We start from the raw sequence: 18,464 nt of genomic DNA on the forward strand, positions 1-18,464 counted from the left end.
CAGTTCCAATGTGGCCGATCACCCTCTCAGGTCGGCTACGCATCGTCGCCTTGGTAGGCCGTTACCCTACCAACTAGCTAATGCGCCGCGGGTCCATCTCAAAGCGGATTACTCCTTTAAATCAATTTCCATGTGAAAACTGATTATTATGCGGTATTAATCTCCCTTTCGGGAGGCTATCCCCCTCTTTGAGGTAGGTTACCCACGTGTTACTCACCCGTCCGCCGCTAATCCACTCCCGAAGGAGCTTTATCGCTCGACTTGCATGTGTTAAGCACGCCGCCAGCGTTCGTCCTGAGCCAGGATCAAACTCTTAATTTAAAAGTTTATATGGCTCTGTTGAAAATCAATACTAACTTCACATTTCTGCGTCAAACCTTTCGCTGTGGTGCTCATTTACTTAAGTAAACTCCGCTCCTCACTCAAGGTTTTCCTTGAACTACTCGTTATTATTGATTTTAGAAAATTGATATTAACTTCGCCCTGCGACCTCAAATACTTCACTGTGGTGCTCAATTACGTTAGTAAGTTCCGCTCCTCGTTCAGCATTTTCCTCGCTGTACTCGTTACTATCAATTTTAGTATATTACTAAATGTAATACACCAAATTACGAAATTACTTTTTTAGCTGCTCTCGCAGCTCAAAAGAATTGCTGGTTTATTCTAAATAAGTTGTACTTATATCTTCCTCTGTTTAATTTTCAAGGATCATTTTGCTGTCTCACTTCGACAGCTTTTATAGTTTATCATGTATTTTTTTCTTTGTCAACACATTTTTTTAATTTATTTTTAAGAAACTGTGTGACTTATTTACGTGACAACAGTTGATATAATACCATACCTACAATTTTCTTTTATATACTTATATATTATATGCATCATTTATCTAAATAATACTATAAATTTCTATAAAAATCTTTAATATTCACATACCGATACACGAGGAAACGTTATTACAATAAATTTGGCAAAAAAGAGAAATTGCTTCTTTAAAACAACTTCTCTTCTCATATATTTTAAAAATTATTTATTATATTCTTAAACGCATTGCCCCTAACTTCAAAATTAGGGAACATATCAAAACTAGCACATGCAGGTGAAAAAGTCACAATATCACCACTAGTTGATAACTCTTTAGCAGTATTTACTGCGTCTGTTAGTGAATCTACAGATACTATAGGCACGTCAATTCCCTTTTCACACTTAAGTTTCTCAAATGATTTTTTAATTTTATCTTTTGTAGCTCCCATAAGTATTAAAGTTTTTATTTTTGAATATCCTTCCTCTGCCAAAACATCAAAAGGTATCTTTTTATCATATCCACCTGCTATTAATATTACAGGTTTCTCAAAAGCCCTCAATCCTGCCAATGTTCTTGTAGGACTAGAAGCAATAGAATCATTATAATATTTAACTCCATCTAATTCTCTTACAAATTCACACCTATGCTCTACTCCCTCAAATGTAGTAGCAACTTTTTTCATATTATCTACAGAAACATCCTCTTTAATTGCAGAAAATGCAGTAAGTAAATTTGCAACATTATGCATTCCTCTAAGTTTAATTTCACTTATTTTGCATACTTTTTTCCCGTCAATACATAAAATATCTCCCTTTAAATATCCACCAGAAGTTAATTCTTCTTCAATACTAAACTGTCTTACTTTTCCTTTAGCTTCTTTTACCATAGCATTAGTGCACTCATTATCTCTATTAAGAATGACCATATCCTGATTTCCTTGATACTTAAATATACTTTTTTTTGCATTCACATACTCTTCCATATCCTTGTGAATATCAAGATGGTTTGGACTTATATTAGTAATCACAGCTACTTCCGGTGATACATCCATACCCATAAGTTGAAAACTTGAAAGTTCAAGAACCACTTTATCCTTAGGACTTATTTCCTCTATCCTAGAAAATAATGGGGTGCCTATATTTCCCCCAACCCAACTTTTATATCCCTGTTCCTTTAACATATTATATATAAGCGTAGTAGTTGTAGTTTTTCCATCACTGCCAGTCACTCCATATATCTTAGCAGGACAATATTTAATAAACTCCTCCATTTCTGAAGTTACATATGCCCCATTTTGCTTAGCTTTTACAAGTGCAGGACTATCTATTCTCATAGAAGGAGTCTTAAATATTACATCAAAATCATCTAAATGTTCGAGATAATTTTTGCCTAATACTAAACCCACTCCTCGCTTTTTTAATTCCTTAGCAACTTCACCAAGTTCCCCTTCATCTTTTTTATCAAAAGCACTTACCTGTGCACCTAGTCCCAGTAAAAAATTAATTAAAGGTCTATTACTTATTCCTATTCCAACTACTGCCGTCTTTTTATTTTTTATAAACTTTTTAAAGTTATCAAAATCTTCCTTCATTAAAAAAACCTCCAAAAATAAATCTGCTAATTATAATTACGATTATATCATAACATAATTTTCTATAAATTTGTATGAAGCAGATATATCGTACTAAAATAACCCCACCGGTATATATCTTAAATAATATTTGACAGCATTTAGCTTGTTCGTCCTAATATGCTATTAAAGTCTAAATTGTGAGAAAATATTTAATTTAATGACTTTATATGACTCTATTGAAAATTATTATTGTGTTATGTTATACTATGTTTGTGCCGTAAGGAAACATTAATATAATTCCCCAAGTTTTAATTAAACATATAACATATCCCCATGATTAAACCCTAATTTACCGAATCTTTTGATTCGGTAAATTTTTTTTATAAAAATATAGATGACTACTATCCCAGATAAATAATCGTAGAATAGCAAAGGTGTCATATAAGTTTTCTCAAATTTATATGACACCTTTTTACTAAAACTGTACTTTTTCTTGCATAAATGCCGATAATTCTTCTATTTTTATTCTAAACTGCTCCATGGTATCCCTATCTCTTACAGTAACAGTATTGTCATCCATTGTATCAAAATCTACTGTTATACAATAAGGCGTTCCAATTTCATCTTCTCTTCTATATCTCTTACCTATACTTCCTGCATCATCATACTCCACATTAAAATCTTTTCTTAAAATGTTGTATACTTCTAAAGCTTTTTCTGATAATTTTTTACTAAGAGGTAAGATAGCTGCTTTAAACGGAGCTATAGCAGGGTGAAAATGTAGTACTGTTCTCACATCTCCTCCTTCTAATTCTTCTTCATCGTATGCATCAACTAAAAATGCAAGTACAGCTCTATCAGCTCCTACAGAAGGTTCTATGCAGTATGGTATATATTTTTCCTTAGTTGCTGTATCTAAATAAGTCATGTCCTTACCAGAATGCTCTTGATGCTGTTTTAAATCATAATCCGTTCTATCTGCTACACCCCAAAGCTCGCCCCATCCAAATGGAAATAAATATTCAATATCAGAAGTGGCATTACTATAATGGGAAAGTTCTTCCTTATCATGATCTCTAAATCTTATATTTTCTTCTTTTATTCCAAGACTCAATAAGAAATTCCAGCAATACTTTTTCCAATAATCATGCCATTCTAAATCAGTTCCTGGTTTACAGAAAAATTCAAGTTCCATCTGTTCAAATTCTCTAGTTCTAAAAGTAAAGTTTCCTGGAGTTATTTCATTCCTAAAGGATTTACCTATTTGTGCTATTCCAAAAGGTATCTTTTTTCTACTTGTTCTTTGAACATTTTTAAAATTTACAAATATCCCCTGTGCAGTTTCAGGTCTCAGATATATTTCTGATTTTGAATCCTCTGTAACTCCTTGAAATGTTTTAAACATAAGATTAAATTGTCTAATATCAGTAAAATTCTTCTTTCCACAGCTAGGGCAAACAATATTGTTGTCATCTATGTATTTCTTTAGTTTTTCATTGCTCCATCCATCAGCGCTAGCCTTTTCTATTCCCTGTGCTGTCATATGTTCTTCTACCAATTTATCAGCTCTAAACCTAGCCTTACATTCTTTACAATCCATAAGTGGATCAGAAAAGTTTCCTACATGACCTGAAGCTACCCAAACTTCATTATTCATAAGTATGGCGCAATCTATTCCTACATTATGTTCACTTTCATGAACAAACTTTTGCCACCAAACTTTCTTTACATTATTTTTTAGTTCTACTCCAACAGGACCATAATCCCATGTATTAGCAAGACCCCCATATATATCCGATCCAGGATATACAAATCCCCTACTTTTAGCTAAAGCTACTACTTTATCCATAGTTTTTTCAAAAGACATTATTTTTTCCCCTTTCTATTTTAATTCATTACTTATTATTAAACATTAAATTTGGATTTTCAAATATAAAAAAAGAACCTGCCACATAAGGGACGAATTTTATTTCCGCGGTTCCACCCTTTTTAGCACAAGCTCATCTTTAAATACATAGTTAGCTCAAAAGTTCCTTCATAAATAAAATCCCAGTTATTTACACCATCCACAACTTCTCTGTAGAGATTTACATTAATACTATTCTTTATCACAGCATATATTAATTTTTCTATATAATTTTCATTTTATCCTATTATCTTTAAATGTAAATAACAAGTCTTTAAATATTACAAAAAATGAAATGGCTCCGTGGAGAGGGCTCGAACCTCCAACCCTTCGGTTAACAGCCGAATGCTCAACCATTGAGCTACCACGGAATAACTTACATATAATATTATATCATGGGATTTTAAAAATGCAACATTTTTTTATTTTTTATGTAGAAACATTTTGAAGACCTATGGATTTTAACTGCAATCTCCTTAGGTCTTCAGACAAGCTACATACTTACTGCTGTTGATTTGGCTTCATTGTAGGAAATAATATAACATCCCTTATTGAAGGAGAATTTGTAAGAAACATTACAAGTCTATCTACTCCTATTCCCAAACCTCCAGTTGGAGGCATACCTATCTCAAGTGCATTTAAGAAATCTTCATCCATCATATATGCCTCATCATCACCTAATTCTCTCTCTTTTAGCTGCTGCATAAATCTTTCTCTCTGTACTATAGGATCATTTAATTCTGAATATGCATTACATATCTCTCTTCCAAATATAAATCCTTCAAATCTTTCCGTAAACTTAGGATTTCCTCTTTTCTTTTTAGTAAGAGGTGATATTTCGACAGGATAATCCATTACAAAAGTAGGTTGAATGAATTGTTCTTCACAAAATTCTTCAAACATAGCATCCAATATATCACCCTTTGAACAATCCTTTAATTCCTTCTTTAATTCAATATGTTTTTCTTTAGCAATTTCTCTAGCTTCCTCATCGTCTTTCACTTCGTCAAAATCCACACTTGCAAACTTCTTAACTGCCTCTACCATAGTAATTCTATTCCACGGTGGCTTAAAGTCTATTTCTGTATCTTCATAAACTACCTTTGTAGTACCAAGGACTTTCTCACATACATAAGCTATCATATTTTCAGTAATTTCCATCATATCGTTATAATCTGCAAAGGCTTCATATAATTCAATTGATGTATATTCTGGATTGTGCCTTATATCCATACCTTCATTTCTAAAACATTTACCTATTTCATATACCTTTTCAAATCCACCAACTATAAGTCTTTTAAGATACAGTTCTGTAGCAATTCTCAAATACATATCTATATCAAGTGCATTATGATGGGTTGTAAAAGGTTTTGCTGCAGCTCCTCCAGCTATTGACGAAAGTATTGGTGTCTCCACTTCTATGTAATCCCTGTTATCTAAGAACTCTCTTATTGACTTTATTATGGCAGTTCTCTTCAAAAAAGTATCTCTAACATCACTGTTTATTATTAAATCCACATACCTCTGTCTATATCTTAAATCTGGATCCTTTAATCCATGCCATTTTTCTGGAAGCGGTTTGAGAGACTTAGCTACCAGTTCAAAATCTGTAATATGAATTGATATCTCTTCTGTTTTAGTTTTAAACACCCTACCAGTTACAGATAAAATATCACCAATGTCATAGGATTTGTACTCCTTTAATTTCTCTTCACCTACATCATTTATCCTTATATATAGCTGGATCTTTCCATATCTATCATATAAATCGGAAAATCCAGCTTTTCCATGAACTCTTTTCGAAATAAGCCTTCCTGCTACAGTTACATCTTTACCTTCTAAAGTATCGTAATTGTCCTTTACTTCTTTTGAAGTATGTGTCCTTTCTACTTTATATACGTCAAAGGGATCTTTTCCTGTTTCTTTAAGTTCTTCAAATTTTTGCAGTCTCTCCCTAATGAGCTCATTAGACTTTTCTTCTAGTGCATGTAATTTCTTTTCGTCTTTTGACATCAATGTTACCCTCCAATTATCTTCTTATATTAAGTATCTCATACTTACTAACTCCATCTGGAACCTGTACTTCAACTACATCTCCAGCTTTTTTACCTACAAGCCCTTTACCTACTGGAGATTCATTGGATATTTTATTGTTAATTGGATCTGCTTCTGCAGAACCTACAATCAAATATTCTACTTCCTCATTAAAATCATAATCCCTAACTTTTACAATAGATCCTATGCCTACTACTCCTGGCGGAATTTCTTCTTCATCTACTATAGTAGCATTTTTTAGCATATTTTCAAGTTGTACTATTCTTCCTTCTACAAATGCTTGTTCATTTTTAGCACTATCATACTCTGAATTTTCACTTAAATCTCCGAAAGAAAGTGCTACTTTAATTTTTTCCATAATTTCTCTTCTTTTAGCTGTTTTTAAATATTCTAATTCATCCTCAAGTTTTGTTATACCTTCATAGGTCATTACATATTTTTTTGATCCACTCATTTAACTATCCCCTTTTAACAATTTATCTAAAATTCTTGTAGATAACCCTATCAGCCATCAATGTGCTCACTTTTACTCATACTAATTATTATTTAAGTAATTATAAAACAGCACTATTATAATGTCAACATTTTGAAATTGAATTTTTATATTACAATTTCTTTTAAATCATAAAACTATCATATCCTCATTAAATTTTATTTTATCAAGGAATATGCCATTATAGGATAAAGATTTTTCCACATTTTTTTCATTCATTTGACAAAGTATAGACCCTAAAAGTTCAAAAGATACTTCACTGTACTTAAAATTCCATGGGACTTTATAACTAACATCGTTTACTATTACACTTTTATCACTAGGTATATAACTATTATCTATATACCATACATATGCATCACTTTTTACAATGATATTCTTAGAACTTATTACAAAATCTGCATTTTTAAAAGAAAACTTCATATCAGATGTAATTATGGGAGTTACTCCATAATTAGCAATAATATATTGTCCAATATTGTTAGTTTTCATAATATCTCTAGAAAGTAATATTATATCTTTAGCTTCTCTAGCCAAATAGCATATAGTATCAAATAAAATTTTCTCTGAAGCATCATAGACAACTATACAACTATGTCTTATACTTTTTTTCTTAATCCTAAGTATAATTTTTAAACTCTTTATAATACTAAAAGCCATTAGCTCTCTTTGAAATTTATTGTATAAGTTATAATCTAAATATCTATATACTTTAGGAGCTAGTTCCATATCTCTTATCCCCGATATCTTTTTTGCTCTTAGAATGTTACTATTATAAGACTCTATATTAATATTTGGCGGAAACCTAACATTTTTTATTTCTAATTTTAGTTCTTTTATAAAGATTTTTTCCTTCAATTTTAGCCTAAATCTATCTTTAATTTTTCCCCAAAAGCTACTGTCATTATAGAATCCAGTTTTTTGCGACGTAGTATATAAAATGGATTTCACACTTTTCTTCCTGCTACATTGCTTACAGTAATATCCTATTCCCCTATTCTATTAAAAATTACAGCAAAGATTTGTATTCATTTAAAATTTTAAATACATTTTCACTCTTTTTTTCACAATTTATTTTATCTTTTATCTCTTTACTATTTTTTAGTCCTTTTATATACCATGCTATGTGCTTTCTCATTTCTCTTACAGCTCTATCCTCACCATTATAATATATTGCCCTTCTATAGTGTTCCATACACAAATTTATTTTTTCTGAAGGACTTGGGAATATAACAGGTTGATGATTTCTAATTTCATATATTTGTTTAAATATCCATGGATTTCCCATAGAACTTCTTCCAATCATTATCCCATCACATCCGGTACTATTAAACAGTCTAACTGCATCTTCTGCTGTAAATACATCTCCATTTCCGATTACAGGAATGTTCACTTTTTTCTTCACTCGACTTATTATATCCCAATTTGCACTGCCATTATACATCTGTATGCTAGTTCTACCATGAACAGTCACAGCATCAGCTCCTGATTGTTCCATAACTTGGGCAAAGTCCACTACATTTATATTATCAAAATCAAATCCTATTCTCATTTTTACAGTAACTGGTTTTACAGAAGCTTTTTTCACTTCTTTTACTATTTGAGAAGCAAGAGAAGGATTTTTCATAAGCGCAGAGCCTTCTCCATTTTTTACTATTTTAGGAGCAGGGCACCCCATATTTATATCTATAATGGCAATATCTTCATTGCAATTAAAAGAATCACAAACTTTAGCCATTATAAGTGGATCACTTCCAAATATCTGAACACCTAAAGGCTTTTCTATAGAAGACACTTTGAGCATCTGCTTAGTTCTATCACTGTCATAGAAAAGAGCTTTGGCACTTATCATTTCTGTATAGGTAAATCCGCACTTCATCTCTATGCACAATTCTCTAAAAGCCATATCTGTAACTCCAGCCATAGGAGCCAAAACTACATTGTCTTTCAATTCAAAATTTCCTATTTTCATTAAAGCACCTACTCTTTATTTTTGTCATAGATTATCTTAAGTCCCGTTAATGTCAATATAGAATCTATTGTATCTATAGACTTTGACTCCTCATTTATCAGTTTAGCAAGACCACCTGTAGCTATTACAAAAGGTTCATCTTCTCCTAAATCCATCATTTCTTTTTTCATTTTTCCAACTATATAATCCACCTGACCAATATAACCATACACTATGCCAGATTGCATACTAGCAACTGTGTTTTTGCATATTACTTTTTGAGGCTTGGTTATTTCTACTCTTGGAAGCTTAGCTGCCTTTTCAACTAAAGCATCTGCAGATATTTTTATTCCCGGGCATATTACTCCCCCTAAATAATCCCCCTTTGCAGTAACTGCACAGAATGTAGTAGCTGTACCAAAATCTATTATAATTATAGATCTATTATACATTTCATGAGCTGCTACAGCATTCACTATTCTATCTGCCCCTACTTCTCTTGGGTTATCATACTTCACATTTATTCCAGTTTTTACTCCAGGTCCAACTATAATTGGAACTATCCCAAAATATATCATTATCATATGCTCTAATGAGTACATTATATTTGGAACTACAGATGATATTATAACTCCTTTTATATCTGAAGCATCTAATTTTTCGTGTGAGAAAAGCTCCATTACTTGAATTCCATATTCATCTGCTGTCCTTTTAGAATCTGTAGACAATCTACATACTGAAATAAGTTTACTTTCATCATATACTCCTAAAACAATGTTAGTATTTCCTGCATCTAGAACTAGAATCATTAAACAACACCACCCTTCTAAATTGAAATAATAATGATTACTTACATGATATACACAATTAAGGAGCAGCTTTGTAGCTGCCCCCTAAAAACCATCAACTTAAGTCAAAATAATAATTTAATTGTATCAATAAAATTTTATTTGTCAAGATTAAATTGCCATCATCCACTTTAAAGAAAATCAGATACTCCAAAGGTCCTACAATTTTGTGATAGTCACTTTCATAGTATATATAGGCACATTAGCATAAGTAGTGGTAAGATAGAAAAAGTCCCTGCATACTATCACAGGGACTTTCTACTTAAACATATTCTATTAAGCCTGGGCAAATATTTCTTCGAATTCATTTGCTTCAAGTTTTTCTTTTTCTAAAAGCTGTTTTGCTACTGCATGAAGCTTATTTAAGTTATCTGAAAGAAGCTTTTCCGCTTTATCATAACTTTCATCTATTAATTTCCTTATTTCCTTATCTATCTCAAAAGCTACTTCTTCACTAAAGTTTCTGCCCTTGCCTAAATCTCTACCTAAGAATACCTCATCATGTCCTGATCCAAATGCAATAGGACCTAAATCACTCATACCATAATCCATTACCATTTTTTTAGCTATAGTTGTAGCTCTTTCAATATCATTTTTAGCTCCAGTACTTATATCACCTATAATCAATTTCTCTGCTACTCTTCCTCCTAGAAGACCCACAATTTCATCTTCTAGTTTTGACTTTGACATATAAGAACTGTCCTTCTCAGGAAGGTGCATTGTATATCCTCCTGCCATTCCTCTAGGTATTATACTTATCTGATGAACAGGATCCGAATTAGGTAAAAGTTTCATAACAACAGCGTGACCTGCCTCATGATATGCTGTAAGCTTTCTATCTTCCTCGTCAATTACCCTGCTCTTTTTTTCAGGTCCTGCTATTACTCTAGTTACTGCTTCTTCTAACTCATCCATACCAATTAATGTTTTACTTTTTCTAACTGCTAAAAGCGCAGATTCATTCATAAGATTTTCCAGATCTGCACCTGTAAATCCAGGTGTCCTTTTAGCTAATACATCTAACTTAACTTCATCTGATAAATGCTTATTTTTAGAGTGAACTTTAAGTATTTCTTCTCTTCCCTTAACATCAGGTGCACCTACAAGTATTTGCCTATCAAATCTTCCAGGTCTTAAAAGTGCAGGGTCTAATATATCAGGTCTATTTGTAGCAGCTATCATGATTATTCCTTCATTTACTCCAAATCCATCCATTTCGACTAAGAGTTGATTTAAAGTCTGTTCTCTTTCATCATGTCCTCCGCCAAGTCCAGCGCCTCTTTGTCTTCCAACTGCATCTATTTCATCTATAAAAACTATACAAGGTGAATTTTTTTTGGCTTGATCAAATAAGTCCCTAACTCTAGAAGCTCCTACACCAACAAACATTTCCACAAAATCTGAACCAGATATACTAAAAAACGGTACTCCAGCTTCACCAGATATAGCTTTAGCAAGAAGAGTTTTTCCTGTTCCTGGAGGTCCTACAAGTAAAACCCCTTTAGGTATCCTAGCTCCCATTTCTATATATCTTTTAGGTTGTTTTAAAAAGTCTACTATCTCTGCTAGTTCTGCTTTTTCCTCTTCTGCTCCTGCAACATCTGCAAAAGTAACTTTCTTCTTATTATTGTCTGGCGTGGCCATTTTAGCTCTGCTCTTTCCAAAATTCATCACATTACGATTTCCACCGCCACCTTGCGATTGCTGCATAAACATAAACCAAAATGCTACAAGCATAAGTATTAAAAGGACAGTCGGCAAATATTGTACCCACATAGGTATTGTTGCAGGTTTAGCATACATTTCTTGAACTTCACCATCTTTAGGATGCTGACCTATAAATTGAAATAATCTTTCAGATGGGACTACAGTCTCATATGCTGTTCCATTTTTTAAGCTACCTTGAACTGTCATTTTATCTTCTCTAAGCTGAAAACTTTTTACATCATTACTTAACCAGTACTTCTGAAAATCATTAAAACTAATTGATGTTGAACTTTCATTAGTTCTTACCAGCAACAATGCTGCAACTATCACTAATATAAAAACTACTGCCCAGGCCGTTGCACTTGAAAATTTTTTCATTAAAGGCCCCCCTCTCTTTCTAGTTTTATACTGTAAAATTGTATCATAATTAAAATTCCTTTACAATAAAATTTATTACTAATTATTTGTAAATTTCCTCTTTTAATATCCCAACATATGGGAAATTTCTATACTTTTCTGCATAGTCCAAGCCATATCCTACTAGAAAATAATCAGGCACTTCAAATCCTATGTATTTTGCATTAACGCTAACCTTTCTTCTATCGGCTTTATTTAAAAGACATGCTATTTCTACACTCTTAGCCTTTCTTCCTTTCAAGTAATCTACAAGATAGGCTAAGGTTATACCTGAATCTATAATGTCTTCTACTATTAATATGTGCTTATTCTCTATTTCAAAATCTAAATCTTTTAAAATTCTAACAACACCTGAGCTTTTCGTAGAATTTCCATAACTTGAAACTGCCATAAAATCCATGCTACATGGAATAGTTATTTCTCTAAGCAAATCTGCCATAAATGGGACAGATCCTTTCAAAATGCCTACAAGGAGCAAATCCTTTCCATCATAATCCTGACTTATTCTTTTTCCTATTTCCTTAACTTTCTTTTTAATTTTACCTTCATCAAGTAGTACTTCCTTGATATCATCGCTAATGTTGGCCATACTTTCCTAGTTCCTCACTTTCAAATTTTATAGCTAAAATATTTCTAGTATTCTTATCAACTTTAAAAAGTTCGCTTATTCTATATCCAACAATCCATCCAATTTTGTCTCCAAAACATATGATAGGAACATCATTCCTCTTATCTTTAGATACTTTTAAATCTATGAACAGGTCTTTTAATTTTTTACTTCCAACCATTCCGAGTGGTATAAACTTATCCCCTTCTCTCCTGTTTCGTAATATAACATCTCCTTCTATCTTATCGTAATCAAAATACTGTATAAACTTATTTTTCTTACAATGTATATATCCTTTAGCTTCAACTATCTCTATGTACACAGTAGATTTAATTGGGGAGATATTATTACATCCAACTTGCAGTATATACTGTTTTTTATGATCTGATACGGCTTTTTTTGTATTTTTACTTATTATAATATTTCCATAGTCGTTCAAAACCAATACATTATTGGGAAGCATCTGTTCCTTCCCTGTAGAATGTTTCTGAACTTCTATTATATTTAGAATATGAACTCTTTCAAAATCTTTTAAATTTCCAGTTACCGTTTTTAAGGACATTCTTATTATCCTACTTAATATTGCTTCCTTTTCTAAGAATGCCTCTTTAGATATTATAACCTTTTCTCCCTTTATGTCACAATATTTTTTAAATTTTTCTTGTGAAATATAACTTAAATATTCATTATCTATTTTTATTGTATCAGAAAATCTATTTAATACTTTAATTATATCTTTATTAAAGTTCTCCTGTATATATGGTATAAGTTGTAACCTTATTTTATTCCTAGAATATAAAGTTTCTAAATTAGTTTTATCAATTCTAGGATTAAGATTATTTAAGCTGCAATATTTTTCAATTTCATCTCTAGTGCTGGATATCAGAGGCCTAACATATATATTGTCTCTTACGGGTCTTATTCCTACTAAACCGTCTAATCCTGCGCCCCGCATAATTCTCATTAAAATTGTTTCAGCCTGATCGTTAGCATTATGGGCTATAGCTATTTTTTCAGCTTTTAACTCATCTTTAAGTTCTTCAAAAAAACTATATCTTACTTTTCTTCCTGCACTCTCACAAGATATACCTTCCTCCTGCGAAACATGATTTACATCTATTTTTAAACTTTTAAATTGTATTTTCAAATTTTCACAAAACTTTTTTACATATTCTTCGTCTCTATCTGCATCTTTTTCTCTCAAACAGTGATTTACATGAGCTACACATAAAGTTATACCTAATTTTTCTCTCAAAATATACAATATGTGTAATAGACATATCGAATCTGGACCTCCCGATACAGCTACTATTACTTTATCTCCTCTATCAAACATTTTATTTTTTGTGATGGTATCTAATACAGATTCTATCAAAACAAACACTTCCTAAAAATTATTATTTTAGAAACAATACGCTAATTTATTATAACATAAATGAATTATTTTTTGTGCAAGAATGACATAAAAGCTATATTTAGACTGCCTACAACACCAATTCATAATTTACAACACACAGTTCACAATGCACAATTACGGTAGATTTTTATCCGCCAGTATTATAAAAAATCTAAAAACTAAGTGGTGTAAACTAAAAAAATTGCGTCGCAATATTTTTGAGAGGACAGATGACAATTGATAGAGGACAATTAAGGAGGATTTTTCTCCGTTGCACTACAAAAAATCTTTAATTTTAAAAAACTCACGTTTTTTTGTTTCTAAGAAGTACTTTATGAACAAGCAATTATCTGAAAATCACATATTTTAAAGCCTGCTTAAGCGATGTTTTGCATTGGCAAAACAAGCTTAAAAATAAATTAGTTTTCTGACGTAAGGAGGAAAACTCACCTTCATTGTCCTCTGTACTCTGTCAATTGTCCTCTTGAAAAAGTTGCTTCGCATTATTTTTAAGCTGTGAAAGTTGAATACTTAAAAAATAACACTTATCTCTATTAATAAAGGCTGTATACCTTTTCTACTATTGCTGTCATATCATCTTTTGCCTTTCCTCCAGAAAGTTCTTTTGCTTTATCCGTAATCTTCTTGCACATTTCCTTAGGATCAGTACAATCTAATTCTTTTAGGAATTCTATCATCCAATATAAATTTCCTGCTGCCTCACTTTCATAATCAATAACCCCATCGCTCACCATTATTAGGAAATCTCCATTCATTATTTTGTTATTACTAATATCCACATCCACTTTATCTAATATTCCTATAGGAAGTGTTTTTGATTTTACTACTATAACATCCTCCCCTCTTTTTATAAAACTAGCCGCTGCTCCTACTTTCATAAAATCTACTTCACCTTTGTATAAATCCACACTGCTTAAATCTAATGTAGAAAACTTCTCATCCTCAGTAAATTTTATACCCATTATAGAATTTACCGTATTTATAGCTGTCATCTTATTGAAACCCGCACTTGTAAATTCCTTTATAAGTTCAACAGATGCACTACTTTCCTGTCCTGCTTGAGGGCCTGAACCCATTCCATCACTTATAATAGTCATATATGTTCCATCTGGCAATTTCCCAAAGCTATAACTATCACCATTGCACTTTTCACCATCTTTACAAACTCTACTCACATAAGCTGCTATATGATATTTAGGAGTTTCTTCAAAAGTTATACTGCAGCTATCCATAGAAGAGTTTATATTACATCCATCTTCACTTACGCACATTAATTTTTTAGTTACATTGTTTATAAGTGGAAGTATATTTTTAACACATTCCTGTTTGCCACCACAAGCTTCCCTAGATAAGTTTACAACTAAGTGTCCTTTTTTATTATTAAAACAAAATACATCTTTATAATGTATGTTGCTTTTGTTTAAAATTCTTCGTATATCATTTTCCATTTCAGGATTAAACTTCATATTTAAATTAAAATCTTCTACTATATCCCCTATAGTTTTTCCCATATTCTTTATTTGAGATGCTAGTAATTCTCTACATTCACTAAGTCTGTTCTTTCTCATTTCACTTACAATATAATTATTTACAATCTCTTCCGTATTTTTTATAAGTACCGTTCTTTTAGTGCACTTTCTTTGAAGTTCCCCTGGCATATGTTTTTTATTATCTTCGTAATTTTGTATTAATTCTGCAAAAGCATTATAAGTATAAAAAGCTTCTCTGTTCCAACACATGTGCTTCATATCACAATCAGAACACACTCTATCTGCCAAGTTTTCTATAAGTGCACTACTTTTATTTTTCAAAGCAAGTTTATCATTATCTGCTAATTTAGCCAAAACAACTGACATATTATTAAGTACTTTAGAAAAACTATCAAATTTATGTGAAAAAATAGATTTTATTTTACCTGCATAATTCTCTTTTAAATGCTCCTGCTTTTTTTCCCAATCCAATTCCATTTCTATTTTTTTGTATACTTTTTCAGGTATTACAAAAAATATACAGCAACTTATAATTATTTCTATTATTTTGAATTCTGTTCCTATATTAGAATACATCTTTAGCACCATAAATCCTATAATATAAGCGCTTCCGCTCATCCACTTACCCGTTTCCCTAAACACACCTGATATAAGCCCGCATAATCCATAAACTGAAATATATATCATCATATCACTAGAAGTAACTCCTATTATAGTTCCCATAGCTACACCAGCTGCTGCCCCCGATGGGCTTCCCTTTACATAGCCTAATATAAGTATAAAGCCTAGTGCTATTATATTTCTAAAAGATACTCCATATATATTCATTCCCCAAGTCCCTGCTATAATCAAAGATGCAGTTATAGACATACTAATTATTTCCTCACTACTGTATAAATGTCTAGTTTTTAATTTTTTTAAGCATACTATAGAATAATTAATAATAAAATATATTGGAAAGATACACATAACTTCAAAAACAGAATTAAAAGCAGCTACCCCAACAGTTAATTTCAATATTAAAAACTTATAGGCAAAAAACTCTATTAATGCAGCAGAAAATAATAATACTAACTTCTTTTTTGCACTAATATTATTTAATATATGATTTAAAGTTGCTAATGTTACAATTACTATACAATATACAGGAAGATATTTAATATTTCCATACATTGAAATGTACCCTAGTAGTGTTCCCACCGCAGCAATCAGGGAAGGTTTTCGCTTTTCACATTCTGCTATTGATATAAAAAAGGCTATTCCAAAGGGTGCCATAAGATTTACCATCATAACCCTTCCAACTAAAAAACCTGCCAGGAAATAAAATATTATTTGAACTGTCTTTGTCAAATCCCTAGCCTCATGGTTTTTTTCTTCATTCTTTAGCTTTTCTGTCCTTTGATAAGGAAATACCTCTGCTCCATATTGCATATAATACCACCCACCTTATAAAATTACTGCTTACATTATAGCAGTAATTTCTGGAAATAAATGTCATAACGTGAGATACCCCTATATTTTTTTTAGGACATTAATTTTATATTTTTTTCATAATTCTTATTTTAAATACTTACTAAAAACTAATTATCCTATTTTATCCACAGTGTTAATAAGTTTGTGATTTTAATAATTTTAGAAAGGTATGCTGTAACCTGATCAAACTTTGTTCATTATTAAGAACTTTAAAGGCAAGTAAATTAGAAACTAAAAAAACTTGCAATATATGCAAGTTTTTTGGTTGCGGGGGAAGGACTTGAACCTCCGACCTTCGGGTTATGAGCCCGACGAGCTACCAGCTGCTCCACCCCGCGGCATTAATTGGTGCTGAAGACCGGAATCGAACCGGTACGGGTTTTAAAGCCCGCAGGATTTTAAGTCCTGTGCGTCTGCCTGTTCCGCCACTCCAGCACATCATCAATTGGTAGCGGAAATAGGACTTGAACCTACGACACTTCGGGTATGAACCGAATGCTCTAGCCAGCTGAGCTATTCCGCCATGTTATATATTTCTGTGGTTGCGGGGGAAGGACTTGAACCTCCGACCTTCGGGTTATGAGCCCGACGAGCTACCAGCTGCTCCACCCCGCGGCATTAATTGGTGCTGAAGACCGGAATCGAACCGGTACGGGTTTTAAAGCCCGCAGGATTTTAAGTCCTGTGCGTCTGCCTGTTCCGCCACTCCAGCAAAATATATACACAACAAATTGACGACATATATTATTATATATGGTACTAACTATATTGTCAACTAATTTTTAAAAATTTCTATAAATAAAATTTAAAAAGAGGCTAAATAGCCTCCTTAGGTAATCCTACTAGTAATTAGAAGATTTTTTATAGCCTTTGCCTTTTGCATCTTGATGTTTCTTTATATCTTGGAATCTTTCTTCACTATCTTTTAAAAATTTAGATAATCTATCTTCAAAATTACCTTGATTCTGCCTAGTTTTTTCTTTTTGCCAATCTATTTCCATAGGTCTAACACTTTTTTTATCAAGTCCAGCCTGCTTTATAGATAAACTAATTTTTCCATTGTCATCAATAGAAATTACCTTAACTTTTACTTTGTCCTTTTCCTTTAAATAGTCTCGTATATTCTTAACATAAGTGTCTGACACCTCAGATATATGCACTAACCCAGTTTTACCTTCAACATCTACAAAAGCTCCAAAACTAGTAATGTTAACTACTGTACCCTCTAGTATGCTTCCTGCCTTTAAGGTCATATTAAAAAAACTCCTCCTTAAAAAATAATACTATATAATATAAACTTCTTCTCTTTTAACAGAGTAGGACTTCTTGGATCTTGCCCAAAAATCTTTGCTACATCCACAACCACTTATCCTCCATAATCTCAACAGGTATAATTTCAAAAAACCTGTTATAGTTTTCTATTACAGCATAACTGGTAATTAGTTTTTATTGTCTATTACAGGAGTTTCACCTTGCTTAATAAGACCTAATTTTTCTCTAGCTAATTTTTCTATATACGCACTAGAATTAGACATTTTAACCTCTTCCTGTAATTTTTGATTTTTATATTTACCCCTCTGCTCTTCCATTTTCTTCTCGCTTATCTGTTTTTTTATGTTCTGCATAGTTAATTGCTGGCTTATAAAAATATAGCCTATATATAGAACTATTAATAAAAAGATTATATTTTTCCACTTGATTTTTATTTTCATTAATAATCACCGA

The 18,464-nt window shown here is 31.8% G+C and carries 13 protein-coding genes, 6 tRNA genes, 1 rRNA gene and 1 other annotated feature; all 20 genes read right to left on the reverse strand.

Translation table 11 applies throughout. The features are described 5' to 3' along the window. Nucleotides 1-321 (reverse strand): 16S ribosomal RNA (locus WY13_RS18115); the annotation flags it as partial. A 695-nt stretch (nt 322-1,016) separates the two neighbouring features. Beyond that, a complete protein-coding gene (gene murD / locus WY13_RS18120; protein WP_063556985.1) occupies nt 1,017-2,393 on the reverse strand; it encodes a UDP-N-acetylmuramoyl-L-alanine--D-glutamate ligase in 1,377 nt (458 codons plus the stop codon). A gap of 457 nt (nt 2,394-2,850) precedes the next feature. Beyond that, the gene (locus tag WY13_RS18125; RefSeq protein ID WP_063556986.1) at nt 2,851-4,242 is read right to left on the reverse strand and encodes a glycine--tRNA ligase; all 1,392 of its coding nucleotides are present in this window, start codon (nt 4,240-4,242) and stop codon (nt 2,851-2,853) included. 85 nt (nt 4,243-4,327) lie between these two features. After that, nucleotides 4,328-4,496: a binding site (T-box leader), on the reverse strand. An 81-nt stretch (nt 4,497-4,577) separates the two neighbouring features. Beyond that, nucleotides 4,578-4,652, reverse strand: a tRNA-Asn gene (locus tag WY13_RS18130). Between the two features lie 130 nt (nt 4,653-4,782). Continuing rightward, nucleotides 4,783-6,294 (reverse strand): lysine--tRNA ligase, encoded by a 1,512-nt coding sequence (gene lysS, locus WY13_RS18135; RefSeq protein WP_063556987.1) that lies wholly within the window; start codon nt 6,292-6,294, stop codon nt 4,783-4,785. A 16-nt stretch (nt 6,295-6,310) separates the two neighbouring features. Continuing rightward, the gene (gene greA / locus WY13_RS18140) at nt 6,311-6,790 is read right to left on the reverse strand and encodes a transcription elongation factor GreA (protein WP_063556988.1); all 480 of its coding nucleotides are present in this window, start codon (nt 6,788-6,790) and stop codon (nt 6,311-6,313) included. A 168-nt stretch (nt 6,791-6,958) separates the two neighbouring features. Beyond that, the gene (locus WY13_RS18145; RefSeq protein WP_063556989.1) at nt 6,959-7,780 is read right to left on the reverse strand and encodes a hypothetical protein; all 822 of its coding nucleotides are present in this window, start codon (nt 7,778-7,780) and stop codon (nt 6,959-6,961) included. Between the two features lie 58 nt (nt 7,781-7,838). After that, nucleotides 7,839-8,801, reverse strand: coding sequence for a tRNA dihydrouridine synthase DusB (gene dusB / locus WY13_RS18150; RefSeq protein ID WP_063556990.1), 963 nt, complete (start codon nt 8,799-8,801; stop codon nt 7,839-7,841). An 8-nt stretch (nt 8,802-8,809) separates the two neighbouring features. Continuing rightward, nucleotides 8,810-9,589 carry a type III pantothenate kinase gene (locus tag WY13_RS18155; protein WP_063556991.1) on the reverse strand — a complete coding sequence of 260 codons (780 nt, stop codon included), beginning with the start codon at nt 9,587-9,589 and terminating at the stop codon, nt 8,810-8,812. Between the two features lie 315 nt (nt 9,590-9,904). Then, nucleotides 9,905-11,713: an ATP-dependent zinc metalloprotease FtsH gene (gene ftsH, locus WY13_RS18160; protein WP_063556992.1), complete on the reverse strand. Its 1,809-nt coding sequence runs from the start codon at nt 11,711-11,713 to the stop codon at nt 9,905-9,907. 82 nt (nt 11,714-11,795) lie between these two features. Continuing rightward, a complete protein-coding gene (hpt, locus tag WY13_RS18165; RefSeq protein WP_063556993.1) occupies nt 11,796-12,341 on the reverse strand; it encodes a hypoxanthine phosphoribosyltransferase in 546 nt (181 codons plus the stop codon). Further along, nucleotides 12,328-13,734: a tRNA lysidine(34) synthetase TilS gene (tilS, locus tag WY13_RS18170; protein ID WP_063556994.1), complete on the reverse strand. Its 1,407-nt coding sequence runs from the start codon at nt 13,732-13,734 to the stop codon at nt 12,328-12,330. Before tilS ends, hpt begins: the two co-directional genes overlap by 14 nt. A 575-nt stretch (nt 13,735-14,309) precedes the next feature. After that, entirely contained in the window at nt 14,310-16,697 is a 2,388-nt protein-coding gene (gene spoIIE / locus WY13_RS18175) for a stage II sporulation protein E (protein WP_063556995.1), read from the reverse strand. Between the two features lie 304 nt (nt 16,698-17,001). Continuing rightward, nucleotides 17,002-17,077 (reverse strand) — tRNA-Met (locus WY13_RS18180). Between the two features lie 8 nt (nt 17,078-17,085). Continuing rightward, nucleotides 17,086-17,174, reverse strand: a tRNA-Leu gene (locus WY13_RS18185). 11 nt (nt 17,175-17,185) lie between these two features. Next, nucleotides 17,186-17,262 (reverse strand) — tRNA-Met (locus tag WY13_RS18190). A 16-nt stretch (nt 17,263-17,278) separates the two neighbouring features. Continuing rightward, nucleotides 17,279-17,354 (reverse strand) — tRNA-Met (locus WY13_RS18195). 8 nt (nt 17,355-17,362) lie between these two features. Further along, nucleotides 17,363-17,451 (reverse strand) — tRNA-Leu (locus tag WY13_RS18200). A 130-nt stretch (nt 17,452-17,581) separates the two neighbouring features. Next, a complete protein-coding gene (locus tag WY13_RS18205) occupies nt 17,582-17,992 on the reverse strand; it encodes a S1 domain-containing RNA-binding protein (protein WP_063556996.1) in 411 nt (136 codons plus the stop codon). A gap of 186 nt (nt 17,993-18,178) precedes the next feature. Then, nucleotides 18,179-18,451 carry an FtsB family cell division protein gene (locus WY13_RS18210; protein ID WP_063556997.1) on the reverse strand — a complete coding sequence of 91 codons (273 nt, stop codon included), beginning with the start codon at nt 18,449-18,451 and terminating at the stop codon, nt 18,179-18,181. Between the last annotated feature and the right edge of the window lie 13 nt (nt 18,452-18,464).

Source organism: Clostridium ljungdahlii, assembly GCF_001636845.1.
In the GTDB taxonomy this organism is placed as follows: domain Bacteria; phylum Bacillota; class Clostridia; order Clostridiales; family Clostridiaceae; genus Clostridium_B; species Clostridium_B ljungdahlii_A.

Bases quoted from the DNA above. Each gene is read 5' to 3' on its own strand.
- lysS (WP_063556987.1), bottom strand. From the start codon at position 6,294: ATGTCAAAAGACGAAAAGAAATTACATGCACTAGAAGAAAAGTCTAAT.
- WY13_RS18125 (WP_063556986.1), bottom strand. From the start codon at position 4,242: ATGTCTTTTGAAAAAACTATGGATAAAGTAGTAGCTTTAGCTAAAAGT.
- ftsH (WP_063556992.1), bottom strand. From the start codon at position 11,713: ATGAAAAAATTTTCAAGTGCAACGGCCTGGGCAGTAGTTTTTATATTA.
- WY13_RS18155 (WP_063556991.1), bottom strand. From the start codon at position 9,589: ATGATTCTAGTTCTAGATGCAGGAAATACTAACATTGTTTTAGGAGTA.
- WY13_RS18205 (WP_063556996.1), bottom strand. From the start codon at position 17,992: ATGACCTTAAAGGCAGGAAGCATACTAGAGGGTACAGTAGTTAACATT.
- dusB (WP_063556990.1), bottom strand. From the start codon at position 8,801: ATGAAAATAGGAAATTTTGAATTGAAAGACAATGTAGTTTTGGCTCCT.
- WY13_RS18210 (WP_063556997.1), bottom strand. From the start codon at position 18,451: ATGAAAATAAAAATCAAGTGGAAAAATATAATCTTTTTATTAATAGTT.
- spoIIE (WP_063556995.1), bottom strand. From the start codon at position 16,697: ATGCAATATGGAGCAGAGGTATTTCCTTATCAAAGGACAGAAAAGCTA.
- greA (WP_063556988.1), bottom strand. From the start codon at position 6,790: ATGAGTGGATCAAAAAAATATGTAATGACCTATGAAGGTATAACAAAA.
- hpt (WP_063556993.1), bottom strand. From the start codon at position 12,341: ATGGCCAACATTAGCGATGATATCAAGGAAGTACTACTTGATGAAGGT.
- murD (WP_063556985.1), bottom strand. From the start codon at position 2,393: ATGAAGGAAGATTTTGATAACTTTAAAAAGTTTATAAAAAATAAAAAG.